The organism is Sphingomonas sp. (genome assembly GCF_036677245.1).
In the GTDB taxonomy this organism is placed as follows: Bacteria; Pseudomonadota; Alphaproteobacteria; order Sphingomonadales; family Sphingomonadaceae; genus Allosphingosinicella.
Genome location: NZ_JAKFCG010000068.1, coordinates 1 through 23032, shown reverse-complemented (window position 1 = coordinate 23032; position 23032 = coordinate 1). Strand labels below are relative to the sequence as shown.

Here is a 23032-nt window from a genome sequence, read left to right as displayed (position 1 = left end):
AAGGGCCGGCCGGTGAACGACATCATTGCTCGCCCTTTGGTCACCGCCGCAGCCGTGGCTTCCGTCTGCCTGCTTTGGGGATGCGAGCGCCCGCCCAAGACGGTCAAAGTGACCGTCGAACAGGCCTGGGTCCGCCTTCCGGCTGCAGCCGGCGTGCCCGGCGCCGCTTACTTCACCCTGCGCAGCAACAGCAGCCCGATGGCGCTGGCGAGCGTCAGCAGCCCCCAGGTCGACCGGATCGAGCTGCACGACAGCCAGATGGACCGGGGCGTGATGCGGATGCGACCGATCGCGACCGCCGAATTTCCCGAAACGGGAGAGATGGAGTTCAAACCCGGCGGCAAACATGCGATGCTGTTCGGCATCGACCCCTCGGTGAAGCCGGGCGGCAAGATCAGCCTCACGTTCCGCTTCAACCCTCCGCGGCAGATCGTTGCCGATGCCGATGTCGTCGGCCCAGCCGGAACGGCGCCCGGGCACGGCGGCCACTGACGCGGGAATCGCGCATGAGACACGGACGCTGAATGACGTCGCGCGCGCTGACCCAGGGCGAACGCGCCCTCGCCCGCTCGATCTTCGGCGATGCGCTCGATTGTGCGCCGGTGACGGTGCGGCGGCGGCGGTGGTTTCCGTTCCAGCCGCGCGGCATCGTGATGGCTCCGACCGGCCATATCCATGTCCACCCGGCTGGCGAGCAGTGGAGCGAGGATTACAGCCGCGAGCCGCTCCGGCTGCAGGCGCTGTTCGTCCACGAGCTGACCCATGTGTGGCAAAGCCAGACGCGCGGGAAATATTATCTGCCGCTGATGCGCCACCCTTTCTGCCGCTACAGCTACCGCCTGAAGCCTGGCCGGCGCTTCGAGGATTACGGGCTCGAGCAGCAGGCGGAAATCGTTCGCCACCTCTTCCTGCTCAGGAACGGCCAAGACGTCGCCGGCGCTCCGTCGCGCACGGCGCTCGAGGCGCTTGTCCCGTTTGGAGGCGCCTATCACCAGGATGGGGCGAATTCGTCACCGCCGCGCCCGAGCGGATAGACAAGCGGTTCGCGCGGCTTAGAGTGCACGCGGGGTAGAGCAGGAAGGGGCCTGGTGACGGTGCACAAATCGAAATCGCGCGCGGCACGCCTGCCTTCGTCATTGCTCGCTATCCCGATGCTTTCGGCCCTGATGCTCGGCGCGTGCGGATCGTCTGGCTCCGAGCCGACGGCGAAAGAACAAGCCACCTCCGGAGTCACGGTCGAGCTTCCCGCGCCCGAGCCTTATCGGCCCGACCCCGATCGCAACGTGAGCATTCCCGAAGCTCCAGCGCCTGTCGCCGAAAATGTCGTTGCCGTTGCGGCGCCCGAGGCGCCGGAAGCCGCGCCGGCGGAAACCAAGGCCGCGGAGAAGAAAGCACCCGAGAAAAAGGCCGCTGAGACGAAAACGGACGACGAGGAGCGCAGCACAACATCCGCGGGCGCTGCGCCCGGCGAGGAGAAGAACGCGGCCAGTGCCGGGCGCAACAAGAGCGACACGGATGCGGTCCCGACGCGATCGGGCCGCCCGCCATTGGGCGACGCCGAGATCGCGCGCACAATCGATCGGATCGGCTTCGCATGCGGCCGTGTCGTCTCTTCCGAGGCGGTCGCAAGCGCACAGGGAATCTACAAGATCAACTGCTCGTCGGGCGAATCCTATCAGGGCACGACCAAGCAAGGGCATCTGTTCTTCCGCCCGTGGACCGGCAAGCTCGAGCGCGACTGACGGCGGTCGCGCGTTCGGCGATGTCCGAGGGTCGGGCCACTGCACCCGGCTTGGTATCACGCTATCTGGCGAAGGTTGAAATCGCCTCCCAGCGCAGACGGCCGAGGTCGCAGCCGCGCGACGCGGCGACGGCGAGGATCGGCGCGCGCGGCGCGGCGATGCCCAGCCGGCGCAGCTCGCGTCCGACGAAATATTCGCTCAGCGGCAGCAGCTTGGGCGCGCGATCACTGACTCGGCCACGATAGACGAAATGGAGCGGGCCGACCGGCCGCGCGAGCCGCGCATAGGCCTGCGCGAGCGTGCCGTGCGGCGGATAGTTGCGGATCGCGAGGCGGCAGCCGTCGCGCCGCGCTCTGACCATCATCCCCAGCGGGCGCAGCTCGGCGGCGGTCGAATAACCCTCGCGCTCCAAGAAGCGCGAGACCTGGCTTGCGAAAAGCTGTTCGTCCGGCACGGGCTCGCTTCGCGAGGCGCCGAGCTTGAGGCCCAGGCTGAGGACGAGCAGCCCGACCAGCGCGCCTTCAAGCGCGTTGGGAAATTTCACGCCGCGCGCCGTAGAGGCAAATTCCCGCAACCGAAATCAGGGTCAGCCAGGAGAAGACGTGCCAGCCGATGCCGGTATGGATCTCGTCGAAATGGGCGGGGAAGAGCCCGATGGCGCCTATCCTGAGCACGTTGATCGCGACCGTCGCCGCAAGCGCGGCCAGCAGCGCGACGAGCGCCGCACGACTGAACGGCACTTCGAACCATTGGTTGACCAGAGCCCACATCACGATCGCGACCGACATGCCCTGAAGCGACGAGCAGCCCGGCGCGACCGCGAATTGACCGCTGCCGTCGGCAAAGCTGATGAAGTTGCTGACCCTTCCCATGCCGAACAGGCTCGCGACGAGGAAGCTGTCGGCGTCGAGCAACGGTCCGCTGAACAGCGCAAGCGCCAGCCTCCCCCAGATCAGCATGCCGGTGATCGCGAGGAAGATGATCGCCGCGCGGCGCAGCGTGGATCCCGGCGCGCTGGTCAGGATGGCGTAGATCGACAGCAAAGTCAGCGCCACGGAGCTTGCCGGACCGAGCGGGACCAGCACCGCCACGGCGGTCATGGCCGCGATCGCCCAGTCGAGCCGCTCGACCGGCGCCGGCGCCGTCGGCTCCGCGAGAAGCGCGATGCCAGCAACGGCGGCGACCCAGACGACAGCGCTGATCCCGAACAGATTGCCGAGCGATGAAGCGAGATCATGCTCGTGGAAAAATTGCAGCGCGAAGCCCGCCAGCGCGTTCCCGATGGCGAGCAGGAAAAGCCAGAAAAACAGCCGTGACCGGGTCTGTCGCGCGCCGGCGATCGCAACCGAGCCTTGGCTTGGCGCCATCATAATGCGCGTCTAGCGGCCAGTGACGGACGTCGAGAGTGTCAGCGCTTGCGCCGCTTGCGCATTGCCCAATATCCGCCTGCGAAGGCGATCAGCGCGGGAATGCCTGCGCCGACGATGGGTGCCGGGACCGCTACGGTTTGTTCACCTGCGAAGGAGGGCTCTATTGCGACGACGGTGGCCATCCCAATCGCGGCGATCGTGCGAATAACAGCGGTCATTGCTTGCACTGGGGTCATCTCCTTATCGACGCCGCCGCCCGGAAGATGAGCGAGGCAAGAAGCTGACGTTGTAGGCCCAACCAGCCGTTGGTCAACGGCCGAAGATGCGTCCCCGCGTCGATGTTTCTACCTGCGGCGCTTGCGGATTGCCCAATATCCGCCTGCGAAGGCGATCAGCGCCGGCACGCCCGCGCCGAGGATCGGCGCCGGAACGGCTGGCGGATCGATGCCGGCAAGCGCCGGCTCGACGGCGGCGATCAGCGCGACACCAAGGGCCGCGACGCAACGGATTGCGGGGATGAAAGACGGCATTCGAGCCTCCTCTGGAGATGAAACCGCGCTTGCGCTAGACTGACCAAACAGGGCTAATTGCTCGTCGTTGGACTGTCAATTCGCTCTCTCTGGAGAGAATGTGCCCGCATCAGCAACCGACAGCATCGCTGGAATACCAATGGAATGGCTGCCGTTCGCAGCATTCTGGCTGTTGTTCCTCGCCATCGCGATCGTCGAGCTGGCGCTGCCGATCCACCGCGAAGCGGTCGAAGCCAAAGGCCGCCTCTTCACCAATTTCAGCCTCGGCGTCGCCACCTTCGCGATCGCGGCGATCCTTCCGCTGTCGACGATCCTCGCCGCGCAATGGGCGGCCAATGCATCGATCGGCCTGCTCAATCTGGTGGCGATGCCTGCGGCCCTCCCCTTCGCATTGACCATCGCATTGAGAAGCCTCGCAGCTTACGCGCTCCATCGTCTCGAGCACAAAGTGCCGGTGCTCTGGCGGATCCACCAGATCCATCACTGCGACACCGCGATCGATCTTTCGACGAGCTTTCGAAACCATCCCGTCACGCCCCTTGTCCAGGCGGCGATCCTGGGGTCGGTGGCGGTGCTGTTGGGACTCTCGGTCCCGGCGCTCATCCTCTATGAGATCCTATCGGTCGGATTGGTGCTGCTGACCCATGCCAATCTGCATCTCGGCCGCGCCGAGCCGTATCTGAGATGGCTGATCGTCACGCCGCAGATGCACCACGTTCATCACTCGGCGGTCCAACGCGAGACCGACAGCAATTTCGGGGACGTGTTCAGCGTCTGGGACCGGCTGCTCGGCACCTATTGCGCCCGCAATGTGGAAGAAGTGCGCGCGATGCGGATCGGGCTGGGAGACTCGCACGACCTGGCCGCGGGAAGCCTGGTCCACCAGCTCAAGCTGCCGCTGCTCGGCTCGACGACAACCCGCGGCGCGTCACCCGCCCCTCCTCCTTCGGCGCCTCCTCCTTCAGCACGGGCCCAAGGAGGAGGTTGAGCAAAGTTACGGCCTCTTGGCGACGCCGACCAGTGCCGGCCTGAGCAGGCGGTCCTTGATCATATAGCCCGACTGCATTTCCTGGACGATCGTGCCGGGTTCGGCTTCCTCGCTGGGGATTTCGACCATCGCCTGATGGCGATTGGGGTCGAGCGGCACGCCCATCGCGTCGATGCGGGTGATGCCGTTGCGCTGGAACACCGCGTCGAGCTCACGTGCGGTCGCCTCGATACCGGCAAGCAAGGCGGCGAGCTTGCCGTCCTGGCGCAATTCCTCGGGCACCGACCCGAGCGCACGATCGAGGTTGTCCTTCACCGACAGCATCTCGCGCGCGAAGCCGGTCACCGCATAAGCGGAGGCATTGAGCTTTTCCTGCTCGAGCCGGCGGCGGACATTGTGAGTCTCGGCCTGCGCGTAAAGCGCGTGCTGCCGCACTTCCTCGAGCTCCTTCTCGAGCTCGGTGAGCCGGTCGAGCTCACCGCCTGCCGTTTCCGGCGCGGTTTCGCCTCCGGCGGCGTCGCCCTGATCGGCTTGTTCGTGCAGCTTCTGGTCGTCGTTCATGTCATCAATCTCGATAATGCTTGAGCAGTGAAATCCACCATGGGAACGACGCGGGCATAGTTCAACCGCGTCGGCCCGATAACCCCGACCACGCCAACCACCTTTCCGTCGCCGCCACGATAGGGCGCAGCGATGACCGACGAGCCCGAAAGCGCGAAAAGCTTGTTTTCCGATCCGATAAAAATTTTCATGCCCTGGCCGGCGTGCGCGCGCTCGAGCAACCGAGCGATCTCTTCCTTGCCCTCGAGCTCATCGAGGAGCTGGCGGACTCGTTCGAGGTCGGCCGCAGCTTCCTGGTCGATCAGATTGGCCTGGCCGCGCACGATCAACACCGGCCGGGATCCGTCCCGCGACCAGATTGCGAGACCCCGCGCCACGAGCTCCTGCGCAGCCCTGTCGAGCGCGGCTTCGCCGGCCTTGATCTCTTTTTCGAGACGCGCCTGCGCCTCCCCCAAGGTCAGTCCCGCCAGGCGCGCGCTGACATAATTGCCGACCTCGTTGAGCGCGGCGGCGGTCACCCCCGGCGGCAGGTCGACGACCCGGTTTTCCACGCTGCCGTCGCCGCCGACCATCACCGCAAGCGCCTGCGTCGCGGACAAAGGAACGAAGCCGAATTGCTTGAGCACTGGCTCGCGCTTGGGCACCAGCACGATCCCTGCGCAGGCCGAGAGTCCAGACAGAGCCGCGGTCGCGGCCACCAGTGCCTCCTCGATCGGCCCACCCTGCCCGATCCGGCCCTCGATCGCCGCGCGCTCCTCGGCGCTCGGCTCGGCCGCCTGCATCATGCCGTCGACGAACAGGCGCAGCCCGCTTTCGGTCGGGATGCGCCCCGCCGACGTATGCGGATGGCTGAGCAGTCCGAGCTCCTCGAGATCCTGCATGACGTTGCGGATCGAGGCCGGCGAGAGATTGATTCCGGGGAGCTTCGAGACGGTGCGCGAGCCGACCGGCGTTCCCGAATTGAGGTAGCTTTCGACCACCAGCCGGAAAACGTCGCGCGCGCGTTCGGTGATTTCCGTGACCGGAGTGCTGCCCATCGCCCGCTATGTAGGCGCACGCTCTCCGCCACTCAACAGCGCTGCATTTGCCTCGCGCCCGATGCAGGCGGAAGATGCGGCCTTTCAGGGAAGCGGCCCGATCAGCGCGCCGATCGGCAGCAGCGACGGCGCCTGCCCGACGCGGTCGGAGACCTCGCGATTGCGTTCGGCGTTGCAGCCGAAATCGTAGAGCAGATTCTGGCGAGGTCCGGAGCGGCCGCGCCAGCTGATCCGCACCGACGGGAAGCCCTCCGCTTTGGTTTCGCAGCCGCGCCGGCTGTCATAGGGCGACAGCCCCTCCTTCGGCCGCACCGGCGCGAGCGCGGCGGCGAATGCGGAGAATGCCTCGGCCGGAACCGCGAAATAATGCCGGCCAGCCGCCGCCGTGTTGCGTACGCCCTCGAACAGACCTTTGCCGTCGGTGCCGACGGTGACGCGGTAGACCGGACAGAGGGTGCTGCACGGCCCCGCCTCGTAAGCGATCGACTTCAGCTCCGTCGGCTGGTGCTCGGCCACACCCTGCGGATGGGGAATGATCGCGCATCCGCCGAGCAGCGCTGCCGCGCCGAGCAGCAAGGCAAAAGCTGTCCGTGCCATATTCGTGCCTTCCGACGTGGCGCGACCGAGGTCAAGCGGGCGCAAGTCGAGCCCGACGGGCGCGGTGAGCCGGCCTTCGCGCTGGACCGTCATCGGGCCACTGTCTAAAGCCGCCGCACATTGCAGGAGTGAATTTATGCGCCCATCCGGCCGCGCCCCCGATCAGATGCGACCAATCACGATGGAAGCGGGTTTCACCCGCCACGCCGAGGGAAGCTGCCTCGTCAGCTTCGGCGACACCCGCGTGCTGTGCACCGCCTCGGTCGAGACGTCCTTGCCCTCGTGGCTGCGCGGCAAGGGCAAGGGCTGGGTGACCGCCGAATATGGCATGCTGCCGCGCGCGACCCACACGCGCGGATCGCGCGAGGCGGCACGCGGCAAGCAATCGGGCCGAACCCAGGAGATTCAGCGGCTGATCGGCCGCTCGCTGCGGGCGGTGGTGGACCTCGAGGCGCTCGGCGAGCGGCAGATCACCCTCGATTGCGACGTCATCCAGGCGGACGGCGGCACGCGCACCGCGGCGATTTCGGGCGCCTGGGTGGCGCTCCGCATTGCGATCGACGGGCTGATCACGCGCGAGCTGCTCCAGACCGATCCGATGCTGCAGAAGGTTGCGGCGGTCAGCTGCGGCATCCACGGCGGAGCCGCGGTGCTCGACCTCGACTATGACGAGGATTCGACCGCCGGCGCCGACGGCAATTTCGTGCTCACCGAGAATGGCAATATCGTCGAGGCGCAGGTCACCGCAGAGGGCGAAAGCTACGACGAGGAAGGGCTGCTTCGCCTGCTTCGCCTTGCCCGGATCGGCTGCACCGAGATTTTCGCGGCCCAGGCCAAGGCGGCGGGCCGATGATGCGGCGGCTCGGGCCCGGCAAGCTCGTCATCGCCAGTCATAATCAGGGCAAGGTCCGCGAGATCGCCGAGCTGCTCGGCCCCTACGGCATCGAGCCGGTGTCCGCTGCGGCGCTCGATCTGCCCGAACCTGAAGAGACCGGCACCAGCTTCGTCGACAACGCCGACCTCAAGGCGCGTCTCGCGGCCGATCTGTCCGGCCTTCCGGCGCTCGCCGACGACAGCGGCCTGTGCGTCGACGCGCTCGAAGGGCGGCCCGGCATCCACTCGGCGCGCTGGGCCGGGCCGGATCGCGATTTCCGCATCGGCATGGAGCGCATCTGGGAAGAAGTGCTCGCCAAGGGACCGGAGGCCGGCCGCGACGCTCATTTCGTCTGCGCGCTTGCGGTCGCCTGGCCCAACGACGGCCAGTGCGAGAATTTCGAAGGCCGAGTCTATGGGCAGCTGGTCTGGCCGCCGCGCGGCGAAAAAGGGTTCGGTTACGACCCGATGTTCCAGCCGATCGGCCACCAGCAGACGTTCGGCGAGATGGACCCCGCCGAGAAGCATGCGATGAGCCACCGCGCCGAAGCGTTCCGCAAGCTGGTCGCCGACCTGGTCCAGTGACGATCGCGCTCGCCTCCGGTGCCGAGACGGGAGCCAAGCCCGCCGCCGCCGTAGCGGGAGAACAGCGAGACACATCGGGTTCGGCACTGGCGGAACCGCTGGCGCTCTACATCCACTGGCCGTTCTGCATCTCCAAATGCCCTTATTGCGACTTCAACAGCCATGTCCGCGCTTCGGTCGATCAGGAGCGTTGGCGTGACGCATTGCTCGCCGACCTCGCCCATGAGGCGGCGCGCGAGCCGGGGCGCAAGCTCGGCTCGATCTTCTTCGGCGGCGGCACGCCCTCGCTGATGCCTCCCGCGACGGTCGCGGCGCTGATCGAAGCGGCCGACGCCCATTGGGGCTTCAGCGACGAGGTCGAGATCACGCTCGAGGCCAATCCCTCCTCGGTCGAGGCGGCGCGCTTCGCCGACCTAGCGCTCGCCGGGGTCAACCGCATCTCATTGGGCCTGCAGTCGCTCGACGATCGGGCGTTGCGCTTCCTTGGCCGCGCGCACGACGTCGCCGAGGCGCTGGCAGCGCTCGAGACGGCGCAATCCCGCTTCGCGCGGGTGAGCTTCGACCTCATCTACGCATTGCCGGGTCAAACCGAGGCGGCGTGGCGCGCCGAGCTCGAGCAAGCGCTCGCGTTCGGCACCGGCCATCTGTCGCTCTACCAATTGACGATCGAGCCTGGAACCAAGTTTGCGGCGCTCGCCGCCAAAGGGGAATTGGCGGAGACCGATCCCGACCATGCGGCGGCGCTCTACGAGCTGACTCAGAAGATGACCGAGGCGGCCGGTCTCCCGGCTTACGAGACGTCGAACCATGCCCGGCCCGGCGAGGAAAGCCGCCACAATCTCGCTTATTGGCGCTATCAATATTATTGCGGCATCGGCCCCGGGGCCCATGGCCGGCGCGGCAATGCGGTCGTCCAACGCCACAAGAAACCCGAGAACTGGCTGGCCGCGCTGACGCGCAACGGACACGGCATCGCGCTCGAGCAGCCGATTTCCGGCCCGGATCGCGGCGTGGAGGCGCTGCTGATGGGCCTGAGGCTGCGCGAAGGCGTCGATCTCGAGCGCATCGCGCGGCTGAGCGGCATGGCTCCGCAGGACCTGGTCGACGATGGTGCGGTCGCGCGGCTCGAGCGCGGGCAATTGCTTGTACGCGATGGCAATCGCCTGCGGGTGACGAGCAAGGGGAGCCTGCTGCTCGACGCGATCCTGCCCGAGATCGTCACCCTCCCCGCCTGAAAAAACGTTCGGCCTGAGCCCGTCGAAGGCCTTTCCTTCTCCGAGAAAGAAGGCGAGCGGTTCGACAAGCTCACCGCGAACGGAGTTTTGCAGCGGTCGCGCGAGCGGCAGGAGGGCGACGCTGATCCGGCTCGACGCCTAGTCCGAGAAACCGCGCGGCGCCGGCGAAATCACCGTCAACCCTGCGGGCCCGATCTCCTGGACCTGGAGCGCGCGCTCCGCGACGCCGTTCGGCCGGAACCGGAACGCGCCGTCGACTCCTGCGAAGCCGCCGGGATCGAGCAACGCCCGTTCCGGGAAAGGCCAGCCGATCCGCCAGTCCGCGGCGACTCTGACGGAAAGCAGCACCGCGTCGTAACCGAGGCTCGCCAGCCGGTACGGCGTCTTCCCGTAGCGTGCGCGGTAACGGGTCTTGAACTGATTGAACATCGTATCGGAGGCGCTCGCGAACCAAGCGCCGCGCAGCGGCGGAAGCGCGGCAAGCCCCGCTTCGGTCGACCAGAGCTCGGTTCCCAGGATCCGGGCGCGGCCCGACGGGCCGGTCCGAACCAGAGCCGCGACCGCGGCGGCCGACTTGCCGCTGTCGGCGATCAGCACCGCGTCATAGGCGCCCTGGCCGTTGAGGGTGGTGACCGCCGCGCGCATCGCGGCCGGCGTGCGACCGAATTCCTGCATCGCCACCATCCGGCCGCCGGCGCGCTCGACCGCGTCGATCATCGCTTGCGACGCGCGCCGGCCATAGACGCCCTGCGGCGTCAGCGCGGCGAAGCGCTGGACCCCGCGTTCGATCGCAAAAGACACCGTTCTGGTTATGGATTGTGTAGGTGTGAAGCCCATCAGGTACATGCCGCTGCCGGCAATACTGCTGTCGTTGGAGAAAGCGATCACCGGAACACCGCGGCTGCGTGCGACCGTCGCGATCGCGCGCGCATCGTCGGCAAGCAGCGGGCCGAGGAACAAGCCATTGCCGTCGGCGAGCGCTTCGTTGGCCGCCGCCAACGCGCCGCCTTTGGCGGTATCGTAGACGGTGATGCGGATCCGCTCGCCGCCGGTGTCGAGCAATGCCAGATTGGCGGCGTTGGCGATCGATTGGCCGACCCCGGCATTGGTGCCCGAGAGCGGCACGAGCACCGCGACCCGGTTGCGGGTCTCGTCGGGCGGCAGGTTCGGCGAGATCGGCGGGCGCACCGGGCCGGTCGGCTCGGGCGGCGGCGGCGGCGCCGGCCGCCTCGGAACGACCTGGCAGCCGGCGAGCGCGATCGACAGCAGGCCGGCTCCGGCGAGTGCCAGGAATGACCGCCGCGCTTGCGGGTGATGCAACTGCTCTGCCATGACCGGAATCCTATGAGCGATAGATTGTTACCAGGCCTCTATATCGTCGCGACCCCGATCGGCAATCTCTCCGATCTCAGTCCGCACGCCGCCTCGGTTCTTGCCGCGGCGGACCTGCTCGCCGTCGAGGACAGCCGGGTCACCGCCAAGCTGCTCGCCCATATCGGCGTCAAGCGGCCGATGACCCCCTATCATGATCATAATGCCGATCGCGTCCGCCCCGGGCTGGTCGCGGAGATGGCGCACAAGGCGATCGCCTTGGTCTCCGACGCCGGGACTCCATTGATCTCCGATCCCGGCTATAAATTGGTCCGCGAGGCGCGTGCCGCCGGCCGCCACGTCACCACCGTCGCCGGGCCGTGCGCGGCGGTCGCCGCCCTGACCCTGGCCGGGCTACCGACCGACCGCTTCCTGTTCCTCGGATTCCTTCCCGCCAAGGCGGGCGCGCGCGCGGCGGCGATCGCGGAGGTCGCGGCCATCAAGGCGACCCTCATCCTCTACGAAAGTGGCCCGCGCCTCGCCGCCACCTTGCAGGCGCTCCATCAGGGGCTGGGCGACAGGGATGCGGCAGTGGTACGCGAGATCAGCAAGAAGTTCGAGGAAAGCGTCACCGAGCGGCTGAGCGTCCTTGCCGCGCGCTACGCCGAGCAGCCGCCGAAGGGCGAGATCGTCATCGTCGTCGGCCCGCCCGCGCCCGCAGAGCCGGCCGACGAGCGCAGCATCGACGACGCCTTGGCCGAAGCGATGCGGCGTCTCCCCGTCTCGCGCGCCGCGGCGGAGGTGGCAGCGATGCTCGGGCTCCCGCGCCGCCGCGTCTATGAACGCGCGCTCGCGCTCAGCGGACCGGGCAAATGAGCGTGCCCGACGAGGCGGCGACATGAACGGGTTCGCATGAACCGCAGGCGCTCCGAGCGCGGCGGCAGGCGTGCGGAGCTGGTCGCCGCCCTGTGGCTGCAGCTCAAGGGGTGGACGATCCTCGGCCGACGGATGCGCACACCGGTCGGCGAGGTCGACCTCGTCGCCCGCCGTGGCCGGACCCTGGCGTTTATCGAGGTCAAGGCGCGCGCGAACGCCGCGACCGCCGCTTTCGCGCTCGATCACTACCGGCTGCGCCGCGTCGCGGCTGCGGCCGAGGCGCTCGCGCCGCGGTTCATGCGCGCCGACGACGACGTGCGGATCGATGCCATCTTCATCGTGCCGTGGCACTTTCCACGCCATCTCGCCGACGTCTGGAGCGGGTGACCGGGACCCGACGCCCGCCCCGACCCATGACCGCCTCATTTTTCCTGAGCCGGTTCACGCACCCGGCTGACGAGCAATAAGCGCTTGCGCGTTGCGGCCGGAACATCAATCAGAAGCCTCGGCAGCGGTGGGCCCCCCCGCTTCGCGTGCCGAACGGATCAGCCGTCGAGGATGTGAACATTATGGCCCTGCGCGTCGCCGTCCAGATGGACCCGATGGAGAAGATCAACATCGCGGGCGATTCGACCTTCGCGATCATGCTCGGCGCGCAGCAGCGCGGCCACAGCCTCTATCATTATACCGCCGGCGACCTCAATTATCGCGACGGCCGAGTCACCGCACCGGCGCGCCGGGTGACCGTCCAGAGGGTCGATGGCGACCATTTCGCGTTCGGCGAGCAGGTGATGCTCGATCTTGCCGACGACGTCGACGTCGTGCTGATGCGCCAGGATCCGCCGTTCGATCTCGCCTATATCACCGCGACGCACCTGCTCGAGCGCATCCAGCACCGCACCCTGGTGGTCAACGATCCGGCGGCGGTGCGCAATGCCCCCGAAAAATTGTTCGTGCTCGATTATGCGCGTTTCATGCCGCCGACCTTGATCACCCGCAGCCTCGACGAAGCCCGGGCCTTCCATTCCGAATATGGCGAAGTCGTCGTCAAGCCGCTCTACGGCAATGCCGGATCGGCGGTGTTCCACGTCGGTCGCAAGGACGCCAATCTGGCGGCGCTGACCGAGCTGTTCGGCCAGGTGTGGCGCGAGCCGTTCATGGTCCAGGCGTTCCTTCCGCAGGTCAGCGAGGGCGACAAGAGAATCGTCCTGGTCGACGGCAAGGCCACCGGTGCGATCAACCGCCTGCCGCGCGACGGCGAGATACGCTCGAATCTCGCCGCAGGCGGACGCGCCGCAGCGACCGATCTCACGGAGCGCGAGCATGAGATCTGCGCCGCGCTCGGCCCCGAGCTTGCGCGCCGCGGATTGGTGTTCGTCGGCATCGACGTGATCGCCGGCCATCTCACCGAGATCAACGTCACCTCGCCGACCGGCATCGTCGCGATCGACCGCTTCAACGGCACCGACACGCCTGCGCTGATCTGGGAGGCGATCGAGGCCAAGGCGAGCGCGCTGCATGGCTGACTGGTCCTTCCGGCTGATCGAACAGACCGGATATCTCGGCGTCTTCTTCCTGATGTTCCTCGAGACCATTTTCCCCCCGATCCCGTCGGAGGTGATCATGCCGCTCGCCGGAATAAGCGCGGCGCGCGGGACGCTGACGCTGTGGGGGGTGATCGCCAGCGGCACCGGCGGCGCGATGGTCGGCAATCTTTTCTGGTATCTCGCCGCGCGGGTGGTCGGGCTGCGACGTTTCAAGCCGTTCATCGACCGGTACGGCCGCTGGCTGACGATGGACTGGTACGACGTCGAAAAAGCCGAGCGGCTGTTTGGCCGGTTCGGGCCAGTGGTGGTGTTCGTCGGCCGTCTGTTGCCGACGGTGAGATCGCTGGTGTCGGTGCCGGCCGGACTGCTCAACATGCGCCTCAGGACGTTCGTGATCTGGTCGACTGTCGGCACCGCCGGCTGGACCGCCTTGCTCGCGACCGCGGGCTGGGCTCTCGGCCGCCGCTTCGGCGAGATCGAGAAGGTGCTTGGGCCGCTGTCGACCGCGGTGATCTTCGCGATCGTCGCGGCCTATATTTGGCGGCAGCTCACCTGGCGCCACCGGCACCCGCCGGCGTGAGAATCTCCCCCTGCTCCCGAGGCTTCAAGAGGCTCGCGGGTGCGCGGTGCGGTAGACGTCGAGCAGATGGGCCATGTCGACCGCCGTGTAGATCTGGGTCGAGGAGAGGCTGGCGTGGCCGAGCAATTCCTGCAGCGAGCGCAGGTCCGCGCCGCGCCCGAGCAGGTGCGTCGCGAAACTGTGCCGCAGCGCATGCGGCGTCGTCCGGTCGGACAGACCGAGCTTGACCCGCGCAGCCCGCACCGCGCGCCGGACGATCTCACCACGCAGCGGCCCTCCCCTCGCGCCGCGGAACAGCGGCTCGTGCTTGTCCGGGCGATAGGGGCAGAGGGCGACATAACGCTCGATCGCCTCGCGGACCGCCGGCAGCAAAGGGACGATGCGGGTCTTGTTGCGCTTGCCGGTGACCATGAGCACCTCGCCGAGCGGAAGCGCGGCGCCGGTGATGCCGAGCGCCTCGGCGACCCGCAGCCCGGCCCCGTAGAGCAGAAGCAGCACCGCGAAATCGCGGGCCGCGATCCACTCCAGATCGGCGGCATCGGAGACTTCGTCGGCGAGCGACAAGGCTTCGGCCGGCGAAATCGGGCGCGGTACGCTGCGCGGACGCTTGGGCGCCCTGATCCGCGGAACGCCGCCCTCGCCGCCATGCTCGGCGACGGCGAAGGCAAGGAAGCCGCGCACCGCCGAAAGCTCGCGGGCTGCGCTGTTGTTGCAGAGCCCCTCGGCGCGGCGCATGGCCAGGAAGGCGCGAAGGTCGGCCGGCTGAAGGCGGCGCAGTGCCGCAGCTTCGACCGGGCCTCCGCCGTGTTCGGCGAGGAAATCGATCAGCCGGTGGGCGGTTGCGACATAGGCGCGGACAGTATGCTCGGAGCGACGACGGTCGCGCGCGAGATGATCGTGCCAGGCCAGCGCGGTCGCGCGCGCCGGGTGAACTTCTAGGGGATCAGCCACCGGCCCATGCAGCGTGTCAGCACGCGCCCGAGGAAAACGAGCAATTCGGAGCCATGGCGCGTCTCGAAGCCTTGCTCCTCGCGCTGGCCGAGCGCGAGCAGGCCGTTGGGCAGCGGCGGCTCGCTGTCGAGCCGGATCAATGCCTCGGCACGGATCAAGGTGCAGGCCGGGCCGAACAGCGGGTGGCCGCGCTTGACGCCGCGCAGCACGACGCCTTCGAAACCAGCGATCGAGCGCTCGATCACGCGGCGATCGACGAATTGGAGGCCGGAGGCGTCGGCGCGCATGCCCTTGTCGCCCGCGAACAGCGCGACAGCGACGGCGTCGAGCCCGAGGATCTGCGGCCACAGCTGGGTGACGATATGGATCAGATGATCGAAGCCCTCGGCCTCGACCGCGGCGAGCACTGCTTCGTGGATCGACGCGACCGCTCCGGAATGGCCGCGCGCGAACGCGATGAGGTCCTGATTGGCCTCTTCGACCGCCTGGACGCGCGCGCGCAGATTAGCGACCGCCCGATCCTCGAAGTTGATGACTTTACCCATCCCGCCCGCAGCTTATCCCCACTGTGGTTAATAAGCGATGGAAATAAATCCTCGCCGGGGCGGGCGACGCCTGCCGGCGTTGGAATGGCTGCGAGGAACGTGAACGATGGTGCCGTGCGCCTGAGCGGCTTAGCCGATCGTCTGGCCGGTCTTCGCCCAGTCGGCGGCGAAGCTCTCGAGGCCGCGGTCGGTGAGCGGGTGCTTGAACAATTGCCTGATCACCGCCGGCGGAGCGGTGATCACGTCGGCGCCGATCTTGGCCGATTCAAGCACGTGAATCGGATGGCGGATGCTCGCCACCAGGACCTGCGTCTCATAATCGTAATTGTCGTAGATCAACCGGATCTCGGAGATGATCTGCATGCCGTCGAAGCCGATATCGTCGTGGCGGCCGACGAACGGCGAAATGAAGGTCGCCCCCGCCTTGGCGGCGAGCAACGCCTGGTTGGCGGTGAAGCATAAGGTGACGTTGACCATCGTGCCGTCGCCGGTCAGCGCCTTGCACGTCTTGAGGCCATCGATCGTGAGCGGCACCTTGACGGCGATATTGTCGGCGATTCGGCGCAGGATCTCGGCCTCGCGCATCATCGTCGCATGGTCGCCGGCCACGACCTCGGCCGAGACCGGACCCGGGACGACGCCGCATATCTCCTTGACGACCTCGAGGAAGTTGCGCCCCGATTTGTGGATCAGCGACGGGTTGGTGGTGACCCCGTCGAGCAAGCCGGTTTCCGCGAGCTCGCGAATGTCATTGATGTCGGCGGTGTCGACGAAGAACTTCATATGGGGCATGCCTTGGTCAGGAGATTCGCACCTTACTAATGGGAGCGAGCGGCGGGCGCGAGTCATCAGCGGGACGGGGTCTTGATCAGCCACAGCGACAGCGGCCTGCACCGCGCAATCTGGGCGATCGCCCTCCCCTCCATGCTGACCAACGTCGCGACCGCCTTGTTCGGTCTCGCCGATCTGTGGGTGATCGGCCAGCTTGGCGAGGCGGAGGCCCAGGCCGGAGTCGAGCTCGGCGCCAAGTTCATGATGGGCCTGCTCGTCGTCTTCAATTTCCTGCGCAGCGGCACGGTGGCGCTCACCGCGCAGGCCGCCGGCCGCAACGATCCCGCCGGCCAGGCGGCGACCTTGGTGCGCGCGCTCGGGCTGGCATTGATGATCGGCTTCATCCTGCTGCTGCTGATGCCGATCGCGATCCCGTTCGGGCTCGACCTGCTCTATGCGCGCGGCGGCGTCGCCACCGAGGCTTCGACCTATGTCGGCATCCGCTATTGGGGTGGCGCCTTGTGGCTGGTGAACGCGGTGATCGTCGGCTGGCTGATCGGCCGCAGGCGGGTGCGTGCGGTCCTGGTGATCGAGGTTGCCGCCAATCTGATCCACATCGCGCTCGACATCATTTTCGTGCTGGTGTTCGATTGGGGCGTCGCCGGCGTCGCCACCGCGACCCTCATATCGGAAGCCGGCAAGCTCATTGCAGCCGCCATCGTCGCGGCGCGCGAGGAGCCGGCGGCGCTCGCGCTCCGCCTTGCGCGGCAACGCGTCACATGGGAGCGGTCCGCGCTGAGCGCGCTGCTCCGCCTCAACCGCGACCTGTTCCTGCGCACCCTGCTGCTCACCGGCGCGATCCTGCTGATGACCAGGGTTGGCGCGCACCATGGGCCGGTGGTGCTCGCGGTCAATGGCATCCTCTACCAGTTGTTCATCCTGTCGGCGCTGATCCTCGACGGCTTCGAAAGCGCAGCGCAGGTGCTGTGCGGCGAGGCGGTGGGCGCGCGCGACCGCACCCGCTTCGAGCGATTGGTCCGGGCCTTGCTGCTCTGGGGCATTGCCGGCGGACTGCTGATCACGATCGTCTACGCCGTGGTGGGCGGGCCGTTCGCGGCGAGTTTCAGCACCGATCCGGCGGTTGCCGGCGCGGTGCTCACCTATCTCCCCTGGGCAGTGTTGCTGCCGGTGCTCGGAGTCACCTCCTATGTCTTCGACGGCATCTACATCGGCGCCGGCTGGACGCGGTCGCTGCTGACGACGATGGTGATCGCGATCGGCGTCTACGGCGTGCTGCTGGTGGCGGCGGAGCCGCTCGGCAATCACGGGCTGTGGCTCGCGTTCAGCTTCTTCCTGCTCGCCCGCGCGGCAAGCCAGGCTTTGCTCCTGCCGCGGCTGGAACGACGCACGTTCGAAGGGCCTGCGCTTACCGCGACAGCCTGACGAGTGCGTTGAGCCGCGATCCGCGGTTCAACCCGGCACGATCAGGCTCTAGAGGGGGGCATGAGCCGCGTCCGCGTCGTCCTTCTCAACGCAGCCCTTGGTCCCCTCGATTATCGCGTCCCTGTGGATGCGGCGGTCGAGCCGGGCTCGATCGTGCTCGCGCCGCTCGGGCCGCGCCAGATCACGGGCGTCGCCTGGGAGGCGGACCGGCTGCCGACCGACGAGATTGACGAGAAGCGCCTGCGCCCGCTCGCGCACGTCTACGATCTGCCGCCGCTTGCGGCGCCGCTGCGGCGCCTGATCGAATGGACCGCCGATTATTATCTGGCGCCGATCGCGGCGGTGCTGCGCATGGCTCTGGCGTCGGCGAGCGCGCTCGACGGCAGCCGCACGATCACCGAATATCGCGCCACCGGCCGCGTCCCGGAACGGCTGACGCCGCAGCGCGCGCAGGCGCTCGAGCGGATCGGCGAGCGCCAAGGCCTGGTGCGCGAGCTTGCGCTTGCGGCGGACGTCTCGGACAGCGTCATCCGCGGGCTCGTCAAGGCAGGCGCTATCGAGGCGGTCGAGGTGGCGGTCGACGATCCCTTCCCCAGCCCCGATCCCGATCACGATCCGCCGGCGCTGGAAGCGGCCCAGGCCGCGGCGGCGGCAGAATTCGTCGAGGCGATGCGCGCCGAGCGCTTCGCGCCGTTCCTCCTCGACGGCGTCACTGGATCGGGCAAGACCGAAGTCTATTTCGAAGCGATCGCGGAGGCGCTTCGCCTGGGCCGGCAGACGCTGGTGCTGCTTCCCGAGATCGCGCTGACCGAACCGTTCCTGAAGCGCTTCGCCGCGCGCTTCGGCTGCGATCCGGTGCCCTGGCATTCGGGGCTGCGCCAATCGCAACGCCGCCGCGCGTGGCGGGCGATCGCGACGGGCGACGCGCAGGTCGTGGTCGGCGCGCGCTCCGCTTTGTTCCTGCCTTATGCGAAGCTCGGCCTGCTGGTCGTCGACGAGGCGCATGAGACCAGCTTCAAGCAGGAGGACGGCGTCCAATATCATGCGCGCGACGTCGCGGTGATGCGCGCCAAGCTCGAAGCGATCCCGGTCATCCTGGCATCGGCGACGCCGGCGATCGAGACGCGCCAGATGGCGGAGATCGGCGTCTACAAGGAGGTCGCGCTCCCGAATCGTTACGGCGACGCCGAAATGCCGGACATCGCCGCCGTCGATCTGATCCAGGACCCGCCTCCCCGCGGCCGCTGGCTCGCGCCAAGCCTGGTACGCGAGCTCGAGGCGAACCTCGAGCGCGGCGAGCAGAGCCTGCTGTTCCTCAACCGCCGCGGCTACGCGCCGCTGACGCTCTGCCGCTCATGCGGCCACCGCTTTCAATGCCCCAATTGCACCGCCTGGATGGTCGAGCATCGGCTGGTCGGGCGGCTCGCCTGCCACCACTGCGGCCATGTCATGCCGCCGCCGCGCGCCTGCCCCGAATGCCATGAAGAAGACAGTTTGGTCGCTTGCGGTCCTGGGGTCGAGCGGATCGCCGACGAGGTGGCGGCATTGTTCCCCGAGGCGCGCTCGATCATCGTCACGTCGGACACGATCTGGTCGCCGGCCAAGGCGGCGGAGTTCGTCGGGCGGATGGAGCGCGGCGAGGTCGACATCGTGATCGGCACCCAGCTCGTCACCAAGGGCTATCATTTCCCAAACCTCACGCTGGTGGGGGTGGTCGACGCCGATCTCGGCCTCTCGGGCGGCGATCTTCGCGCCGCGGAGCGCAGCTTCCAGCAGATCATGCAGGTCGCGGGCCGCGCCGGTCGGGGCGAGAAGCCAGGGCGTGTGCTGGTCCAGACCCACGAGCCGGCAGCGCCGGTGATCAGCGCGCTGGTCAGCGGCGACGCCGAAGGCTTTTACGAGGCCGAGACGCAGGCCCGGCGCGAGGCAGCGATGCCGCCGTTCGGCCGGCTCGCGGGGATCATCATCTCCTCGGAAGACCTGGCCGAGGCCGCAGAGACCGCGCGGCTGATCGGCCGCACCGCGCCGCAAGTCGAGGGAATGGCGGTCTTCGGGCCGGCGCCAGCCCCGCTCGCGATGCTGCGCGGGCGGCACCGCCAGCGGCTGCTCGTCCACGCCGCGCGCTCGCTCGACGTCCAGGACGTGATCCGGGAATGGCTCGGCGCGCTCGAATGGCCGCGCGGCGTCCGCGTCGCGGTCGACGTCGATCCCTACAGCTTTCTCTGAGCCTTTATTGCGAGCCGACTCCGTTGCCGGTCACGTCGCTGTCGGCGCTCGGCAGCGGTGCCCGCGTGTCGGTACGGTCGTCGGCGCCATATTGGAACGCGCGCACCGCGAGGTAGAGGATGACGAGCAGGAAGACGATCCCGATCGTCCACGGGATCCAGCGCGGCGTACCGGGTTCGCGGCCCTGCACGGGGCGGCCAGACGGGCGTTCGCCATCGGACATCGGCTCACCTTCCTGCCTTGTTGTCGCTCGATCGGCCAATGTCCGTGCGCCGCTTAGGTTCCGCCGGACGTTCGCACGCTCAGAGCAATTTCGACGAGCGGCTTTCCTGCTCGATCAGCCGTGCCTTGCGCTCCAGCCCATAGGCATATCCTCCCGCCGAACCGTCGCCGCGTCGCGCGCGATGACAAGGGATCAGGATCGCGACCGGGTTCGCCCCGCAGGCGGTGCCCGCGGCACGCGCGGCGCCGGGCTTGCCGGCCTTTGCGGCGAGCGCGGCGTAGCTCAGATTCTCTCCCGGTGGGATCCGCGAAAGCTGGTGCCACACCGCCTCCTGGAATGCGGTGCCCTGGACGTCGAGCGGCAGGTCGTGCGCGCGCTCCGGCGCCTCGACGGCAGCCACCGCCCGCGCCGCGAGCTGGTCGAGCGCCGCGCCGCCGCGCTCGATTCGGGCATTGGGAAAGCGCCGCCGCAGCGCCGCTTCGTCCTCATCGAACGAGAGGCGGCAGATGCCCTTTTCGGTGGCCGCGAGGAACATCGGCCCGAGCGAAGTCTCGGCGATGGTCCAGCGAATCGTCTCGCCGCGCCCGCCATCGCGCCATGCCGACGGGGTCATGCCCAGCCTCGACTTGGCTTCGGCGTAGAAACGTGCCGGGCCCGAATAGCCTGAATCGTAAATGGCATCGGTGATCCTTTCGCTTTGCCGCAGATTGGCGGCCATCTTCCGCGCCCGTTCGCCGCGCGCATAATTGGCCGGCGTGACTCCGGTGGCGCGTCGGAACAGCCGGTGGAAATGGTGCGGCGAATAGCCCGCGGCCTCGGCGATTCGCTGCAGCGAGGGCGGCTCCTCGGCCTGTTCGAGCAGGCGCAGCGCCTTTTCGATCGCCGCCTGCTCGCGGGAAATCTCGTCCGGCTTGCACCTCAGGCACGGGCGCAGCCCGTCGCCGCGCGCATCCGCGGCCGAGGAATAGAAGCGCACATTCTCGCGCTTAGGGTGCCGCGCGGCGCAGGACGGACGGCAATAGATGCCGGTGGTGAGCACGCCGGTGACGAAACGCCCGTCCGCAGCGCGGTCGCGGCGCATCACCGCGGTCCAGGCAAGGTCGGCGTCGATCGCGGTCGGGGCATGAGGTTGGTGCGTGTCCATGCACCTTTCTATAAAGGCCCGGCGGACAGGCCGCATCCCGATCCTTGCTTTCAAAGCGCCCGATGCTTGCCTTCCAACGATGCGCGCTTTCCAAACTTGGCTATCTTGCAACGCAGCAACGCCCCTGCTAGGGCGCGCGGCGACCCAAATGGGGTGCTCGGCGCCCCCCTTTCGTTTGGGCAAATATCCGATCTGGGAGTTGAAGAGCCCGTGGAGTATTCCAGCGGCATTCAGGCAAGCTTGGCAGGGCGCTACGCGATGGCGCTGTTCGAACTCGCGCGCGATGAAAAGGCGCTCGAGAAGGTTGGCGAAAGCCTCGATTCCCTCAAAAGCGCGCTGGCTGAATCGGACGATTTCCGTCAGCTCACGGCGAGCCCGTTGATCAGCCGCGAGGAGGCGCTGCGCACCATCGCCGCCACGGCGGAGGCGATGCGGCTCGATCCGATCACCCGCAATTTCCTCGGCGTTCTCGCCCAGAACCGCCGCTTGTCGCAGCTCGGCGCGATCATCCGCGCGTTCAACATGCTGGCATCGCATCATCGCGGCGAGACCACCGCCGAAGTCACCTCCGCGCATCCGCTCGACCAGGAGCAGATCGACGCGATCAAGCAAAACCTCCGCGCCCGCACGGGCCGTGACATCAACGTCGAGCTCAATGTCGATCCGGGCATTCTCGGCGGGCTGGTCGTCAAGATCGGCAGCCAGATGATCGACGGGTCGATTCGGACGAAGCTCAACACCCTCGCGCATGCGATGAAAGGCTAACAATGGACATTCGCGCCGCAGAAATTTCGAAGGTCATCCGCGATCAGATCGCCAGCTTCGGCACCGAGACCCAGGTCTCTGAAGTCGGCACCGTGCTGTCGGTCGGCGACGGCATCGCCCGCATCCACGGGCTGGACAATGTCCAGGCCGGCGAGATGGTCGAATTCGCGAACGGCATCAAGGGCATGGCGCTCAACCTCGAGGCCGACAACGTCGGCGTCGTGATCTTCGGCAATGACTCGGCGATCCGCGAGGGTGACACGGTCAGCCGCACCGGCACGATCGTCGACGTTCCGGTCGGCAAGGGCCTGCTCGGCAGAGTCGTCGACGGCCTCGGCAACCCGATCGACGGCAAGGGCCCGATCGAATCGTCCGAGCGCCGCCGAGTCGAGGTGAAGGCCCCCGGCATCATCCCGCGCAAGTCGGTGCACGAGCCGGTGCAGACCGGCCTCAAGGCGCTCGACGCGCTCGTTCCGGTCGGCCGCGGCCAGCGCGAGCTGATCATCGGCGACCGCCAGACCGGCAAGTCCGCCGTCGCGCTCGACACGTTCATCAACCAGCGCGAGATCAACAAGACCGGGTCGGAGAGCGAGAAGCTCTACTGCATCTACGTCGCGATCGGCCAGAAGCGCTCGACCGTGGCGCAGATCGTCCGCGCGCTCGAAGAGAATGGCGCGATGGAATATTCGATCGTCGTCGCCGCGACCGCTTCGGAGCCCGCGCCGCTGCAGTTCCTCGCGCCCTACACCGGCTGCACGATGGGCGAATATTTCCGCGACAACGGCATGCATGCCGTGATCGTTTATGACGATCTGTCCAAGCAGGCCGTCGCCTACCGCCAGATGTCGCTGCTGCTGCGCCGTCCGCCGGGCCGCGAAGCCTATCCGGGCGACGTCTTCTATCTCCACAGCCGGCTGCTCGAGCGCGCCGCGAAGATGAACGAGGCGAACGGCGCCGGATCGCTGACGGCGCTGCCGATCATCGAGACCCAGGCCGGCGACGTTTCGGCCTATATTCCGACCAACGTGATCTCGATCACCGACGGCCAGATCTTCCTCGAGACGGAGCTTTTCTACCAGGGCATCCGTCCGGCCATCAACGTCGGCCTCTCGGTCAGCCGCGTCGGCTCGGC

28 protein-coding genes are annotated in these 23032 nt (G+C 67.7%); 15 read left to right on the top strand and 13 right to left on the bottom strand.

Annotated elements, in window-relative coordinates; all coding sequences use genetic code 11:
- The first annotated feature begins 12 nt into the window (after positions 1-12).
- The 3 genes from V6M48_RS07820 to V6M48_RS07810 are packed head-to-tail and all read left to right on the top strand — an operon-like array spanning position 13 to position 1742.
- A complete protein-coding gene (locus tag V6M48_RS07820; protein WP_332811973.1) occupies positions 13-492 on the top strand; it encodes a copper chaperone PCu(A)C in 480 nt (159 codons plus the stop codon).
- A gap of 32 nt (positions 493-524) precedes the next feature.
- Complete coding sequence (locus V6M48_RS07815; protein WP_332811972.1) at positions 525-1034, top strand: vgr related protein; 510 nt, start codon at positions 525-527, stop codon at positions 1032-1034.
- A 54-nt stretch (positions 1035-1088) separates the two neighbouring features.
- On the top strand, positions 1089-1742 hold the full coding sequence (locus V6M48_RS07810) for a hypothetical protein (RefSeq protein WP_332811971.1): 654 nt from the start codon (positions 1089-1091) through the stop codon (positions 1740-1742).
- A gap of 61 nt (positions 1743-1803) precedes the next feature.
- On the opposite strand, the gene V6M48_RS07805 is transcribed toward V6M48_RS07810, so the two are convergent.
- The 4 genes from V6M48_RS07805 to V6M48_RS07790 all read right to left on the bottom strand — a co-directional run bounded on the left by V6M48_RS07805 (position 1804) and on the right by V6M48_RS07790 (position 3642).
- Positions 1804-2286, bottom strand: a complete 483-nt coding sequence (locus V6M48_RS07805; RefSeq protein ID WP_332811970.1) for a hypothetical protein — start codon at positions 2284-2286, stop codon at positions 1804-1806.
- The gene (locus V6M48_RS07800) at positions 2264-3109 is read right to left on the bottom strand and encodes a hypothetical protein (protein WP_332811969.1); all 846 of its coding nucleotides are present in this window, start codon (positions 3107-3109) and stop codon (positions 2264-2266) included. The genes V6M48_RS07805 and V6M48_RS07800 overlap by 23 nt, the downstream gene beginning before the upstream one ends.
- A gap of 41 nt (positions 3110-3150) precedes the next feature.
- Positions 3151-3339: a hypothetical protein gene (locus V6M48_RS07795; protein WP_332811968.1), complete on the bottom strand. Its 189-nt coding sequence runs from the start codon at positions 3337-3339 to the stop codon at positions 3151-3153.
- 117 nt (positions 3340-3456) lie between these two features.
- Entirely contained in the window at positions 3457-3642 is a 186-nt protein-coding gene (locus V6M48_RS07790; RefSeq protein ID WP_332811967.1) for a hypothetical protein, read from the bottom strand.
- A 139-nt stretch (positions 3643-3781) separates the two neighbouring features.
- On the opposite strand from V6M48_RS07790, the gene V6M48_RS07785 reads away from it, so the two are divergent.
- Positions 3782-4630: a sterol desaturase family protein gene (locus V6M48_RS07785; RefSeq protein WP_332811966.1), complete on the top strand. Its 849-nt coding sequence runs from the start codon at positions 3782-3784 to the stop codon at positions 4628-4630.
- 6 nt (positions 4631-4636) lie between these two features.
- Here V6M48_RS07785 and grpE read toward each other — a convergent pair whose 3' ends face one another.
- The 3 genes from grpE to V6M48_RS07770 all read right to left on the bottom strand — a co-directional run bounded on the left by grpE (position 4637) and on the right by V6M48_RS07770 (position 6825).
- The gene (gene grpE, locus V6M48_RS07780) at positions 4637-5191 is read right to left on the bottom strand and encodes a nucleotide exchange factor GrpE (RefSeq protein WP_332811965.1); all 555 of its coding nucleotides are present in this window, start codon (positions 5189-5191) and stop codon (positions 4637-4639) included.
- Positions 5188-6228 carry a heat-inducible transcriptional repressor HrcA gene (gene hrcA / locus V6M48_RS07775; protein WP_332811964.1) on the bottom strand — a complete coding sequence of 347 codons (1041 nt, stop codon included), beginning with the start codon at positions 6226-6228 and terminating at the stop codon, positions 5188-5190. The genes grpE and hrcA overlap by 4 nt, the downstream gene beginning before the upstream one ends.
- Positions 6229-6312: 84 nt before the next feature.
- A complete protein-coding gene (locus V6M48_RS07770) occupies positions 6313-6825 on the bottom strand; it encodes a DUF6438 domain-containing protein (protein WP_332811963.1) in 513 nt (170 codons plus the stop codon).
- Positions 6826-6961: 136 nt separating this feature from the next.
- Between V6M48_RS07770 and rph the strand changes: the two genes are divergently transcribed.
- The 3 genes from rph (at position 6962) to hemW (ending at position 9518) form a co-directional block, all read left to right on the top strand.
- Positions 6962-7678 (top strand): ribonuclease PH, encoded by a 717-nt coding sequence (gene rph / locus V6M48_RS07765; protein ID WP_332811962.1) that lies wholly within the window; start codon positions 6962-6964, stop codon positions 7676-7678.
- Positions 7675-8283 (top strand): RdgB/HAM1 family non-canonical purine NTP pyrophosphatase, encoded by a 609-nt coding sequence (rdgB, locus tag V6M48_RS07760; RefSeq protein WP_332811961.1) that lies wholly within the window; start codon positions 7675-7677, stop codon positions 8281-8283. Before rph ends, rdgB begins: the two co-directional genes overlap by 4 nt.
- Before the next feature lie 86 nt (positions 8284-8369).
- Positions 8370-9518: a radical SAM family heme chaperone HemW gene (gene hemW, locus V6M48_RS07755; protein ID WP_332812052.1), complete on the top strand. Its 1149-nt coding sequence runs from the start codon at positions 8370-8372 to the stop codon at positions 9516-9518.
- A gap of 138 nt (positions 9519-9656) precedes the next feature.
- Here hemW and V6M48_RS07750 read toward each other — a convergent pair whose 3' ends face one another.
- Complete coding sequence (locus V6M48_RS07750) at positions 9657-10850, bottom strand: penicillin-binding protein activator (protein ID WP_332811960.1); 1194 nt, start codon at positions 10848-10850, stop codon at positions 9657-9659.
- A 12-nt stretch (positions 10851-10862) separates the two neighbouring features.
- On the opposite strand from V6M48_RS07750, the gene rsmI reads away from it, so the two are divergent.
- The 4 genes from rsmI (at position 10863) to V6M48_RS07730 (ending at position 13832) form a co-directional block, all read left to right on the top strand.
- Positions 10863-11705, top strand: coding sequence for a 16S rRNA (cytidine(1402)-2'-O)-methyltransferase (gene rsmI, locus V6M48_RS07745; protein ID WP_332811959.1), 843 nt, complete (start codon positions 10863-10865; stop codon positions 11703-11705).
- A 36-nt stretch (positions 11706-11741) separates the two neighbouring features.
- Positions 11742-12092, top strand: a complete 351-nt coding sequence (locus V6M48_RS07740; protein ID WP_332811958.1) for a YraN family protein — start codon at positions 11742-11744, stop codon at positions 12090-12092.
- 182 nt (positions 12093-12274) lie between these two features.
- Positions 12275-13231 (top strand): glutathione synthase, encoded by a 957-nt coding sequence (gene gshB / locus V6M48_RS07735; RefSeq protein ID WP_332811957.1) that lies wholly within the window; start codon positions 12275-12277, stop codon positions 13229-13231.
- Positions 13224-13832 carry a DedA family protein gene (locus tag V6M48_RS07730; RefSeq protein WP_332811956.1) on the top strand — a complete coding sequence of 203 codons (609 nt, stop codon included), beginning with the start codon at positions 13224-13226 and terminating at the stop codon, positions 13830-13832. Before gshB ends, V6M48_RS07730 begins: the two co-directional genes overlap by 8 nt.
- A gap of 24 nt (positions 13833-13856) precedes the next feature.
- Here V6M48_RS07730 and V6M48_RS07725 read toward each other — a convergent pair whose 3' ends face one another.
- From V6M48_RS07725 to fsa, 3 genes are all read right to left on the bottom strand, one after another.
- Entirely contained in the window at positions 13857-14783 is a 927-nt protein-coding gene (locus V6M48_RS07725; RefSeq protein WP_332811955.1) for a tyrosine recombinase XerC, read from the bottom strand.
- On the bottom strand, positions 14768-15328 hold the full coding sequence (locus V6M48_RS07720) for a DUF484 family protein (RefSeq protein ID WP_332811954.1): 561 nt from the start codon (positions 15326-15328) through the stop codon (positions 14768-14770). Before V6M48_RS07720 ends, V6M48_RS07725 begins: the two co-directional genes overlap by 16 nt.
- A gap of 129 nt (positions 15329-15457) precedes the next feature.
- Positions 15458-16111, bottom strand: a complete 654-nt coding sequence (gene fsa, locus V6M48_RS07715; protein WP_332811953.1) for a fructose-6-phosphate aldolase — start codon at positions 16109-16111, stop codon at positions 15458-15460.
- An 81-nt stretch (positions 16112-16192) separates the two neighbouring features.
- On the opposite strand from fsa, the gene V6M48_RS07710 reads away from it, so the two are divergent.
- Positions 16193-17542, top strand: coding sequence for an MATE family efflux transporter (locus tag V6M48_RS07710; protein ID WP_332811952.1), 1350 nt, complete (start codon positions 16193-16195; stop codon positions 17540-17542).
- A gap of 60 nt (positions 17543-17602) precedes the next feature.
- Entirely contained in the window at positions 17603-19768 is a 2166-nt protein-coding gene (locus V6M48_RS07705; RefSeq protein WP_332811951.1) for a primosomal protein N', read from the top strand.
- A 4-nt stretch (positions 19769-19772) separates the two neighbouring features.
- Here the strand turns inward: V6M48_RS07705 and V6M48_RS07700 are convergent, their stop codons facing one another.
- Together V6M48_RS07700 and ada are read right to left on the bottom strand one after the other, a co-directional pair.
- Complete coding sequence (locus V6M48_RS07700; RefSeq protein ID WP_332811950.1) at positions 19773-19991, bottom strand: hypothetical protein; 219 nt, start codon at positions 19989-19991, stop codon at positions 19773-19775.
- Between the two features lie 79 nt (positions 19992-20070).
- The gene (gene ada / locus V6M48_RS07695; protein WP_332811949.1) at positions 20071-21135 is read right to left on the bottom strand and encodes a bifunctional DNA-binding transcriptional regulator/O6-methylguanine-DNA methyltransferase Ada; all 1065 of its coding nucleotides are present in this window, start codon (positions 21133-21135) and stop codon (positions 20071-20073) included.
- Positions 21136-21345: 210 nt separating this feature from the next.
- Between ada and V6M48_RS07690 the strand changes: the two genes are divergently transcribed.
- Together V6M48_RS07690 and atpA are read left to right on the top strand one after the other, a co-directional pair.
- Complete coding sequence (locus V6M48_RS07690; protein WP_332812051.1) at positions 21346-21900, top strand: F0F1 ATP synthase subunit delta; 555 nt, start codon at positions 21346-21348, stop codon at positions 21898-21900.
- 2 nt (positions 21901-21902) lie between these two features.
- A partial coding sequence (gene atpA / locus V6M48_RS07685) for a F0F1 ATP synthase subunit alpha (RefSeq protein ID WP_332811948.1) occupies positions 21903-23032 on the top strand: 1130 nt, incomplete at its 3' end.

Excerpts from the sequence above, each read along its gene's own strand:
- V6M48_RS07815 (WP_332811972.1), top strand. The coding sequence starts at position 525 with ATGACGTCGCGCGCGCTGACCCAGGGCGAACGCGCCCTCGCCCGCTCG.
- V6M48_RS07800 (WP_332811969.1), bottom strand. The coding sequence starts at position 3,109 with ATGGCGCCAAGCCAAGGCTCGGTTGCGATCGCCGGCGCGCGACAGACC.
- V6M48_RS07790 (WP_332811967.1), bottom strand. The coding sequence starts at position 3,642 with ATGCCGTCTTTCATCCCCGCAATCCGTTGCGTCGCGGCCCTTGGTGTC.
- V6M48_RS07785 (WP_332811966.1), top strand. The coding sequence starts at position 3,782 with ATGGAATGGCTGCCGTTCGCAGCATTCTGGCTGTTGTTCCTCGCCATC.
- grpE (WP_332811965.1), bottom strand. The coding sequence starts at position 5,191 with ATGAACGACGACCAGAAGCTGCACGAACAAGCCGATCAGGGCGACGCC.
- hrcA (WP_332811964.1), bottom strand. The coding sequence starts at position 6,228 with ATGGGCAGCACTCCGGTCACGGAAATCACCGAACGCGCGCGCGACGTT.
- V6M48_RS07770 (WP_332811963.1), bottom strand. The coding sequence starts at position 6,825 with ATGGCACGGACAGCTTTTGCCTTGCTGCTCGGCGCGGCAGCGCTGCTC.
- rph (WP_332811962.1), top strand. The coding sequence starts at position 6,962 with ATGCGCCCATCCGGCCGCGCCCCCGATCAGATGCGACCAATCACGATG.
- rdgB (WP_332811961.1), top strand. The coding sequence starts at position 7,675 with ATGATGCGGCGGCTCGGGCCCGGCAAGCTCGTCATCGCCAGTCATAAT.
- V6M48_RS07750 (WP_332811960.1), bottom strand. The coding sequence starts at position 10,850 with ATGGCAGAGCAGTTGCATCACCCGCAAGCGCGGCGGTCATTCCTGGCA.
- rsmI (WP_332811959.1), top strand. The coding sequence starts at position 10,863 with ATGAGCGATAGATTGTTACCAGGCCTCTATATCGTCGCGACCCCGATC.
- V6M48_RS07740 (WP_332811958.1), top strand. The coding sequence starts at position 11,742 with ATGAACCGCAGGCGCTCCGAGCGCGGCGGCAGGCGTGCGGAGCTGGTC.
- gshB (WP_332811957.1), top strand. The coding sequence starts at position 12,275 with ATGGCCCTGCGCGTCGCCGTCCAGATGGACCCGATGGAGAAGATCAAC.
- V6M48_RS07730 (WP_332811956.1), top strand. The coding sequence starts at position 13,224 with ATGGCTGACTGGTCCTTCCGGCTGATCGAACAGACCGGATATCTCGGC.
- V6M48_RS07720 (WP_332811954.1), bottom strand. The coding sequence starts at position 15,328 with ATGGGTAAAGTCATCAACTTCGAGGATCGGGCGGTCGCTAATCTGCGC.
- fsa (WP_332811953.1), bottom strand. The coding sequence starts at position 16,111 with ATGAAGTTCTTCGTCGACACCGCCGACATCAATGACATTCGCGAGCTC.
- V6M48_RS07705 (WP_332811951.1), top strand. The coding sequence starts at position 17,603 with ATGAGCCGCGTCCGCGTCGTCCTTCTCAACGCAGCCCTTGGTCCCCTC.
- V6M48_RS07700 (WP_332811950.1), bottom strand. The coding sequence starts at position 19,991 with ATGTCCGATGGCGAACGCCCGTCTGGCCGCCCCGTGCAGGGCCGCGAA.
- ada (WP_332811949.1), bottom strand. The coding sequence starts at position 21,135 with ATGGACACGCACCAACCTCATGCCCCGACCGCGATCGACGCCGACCTT.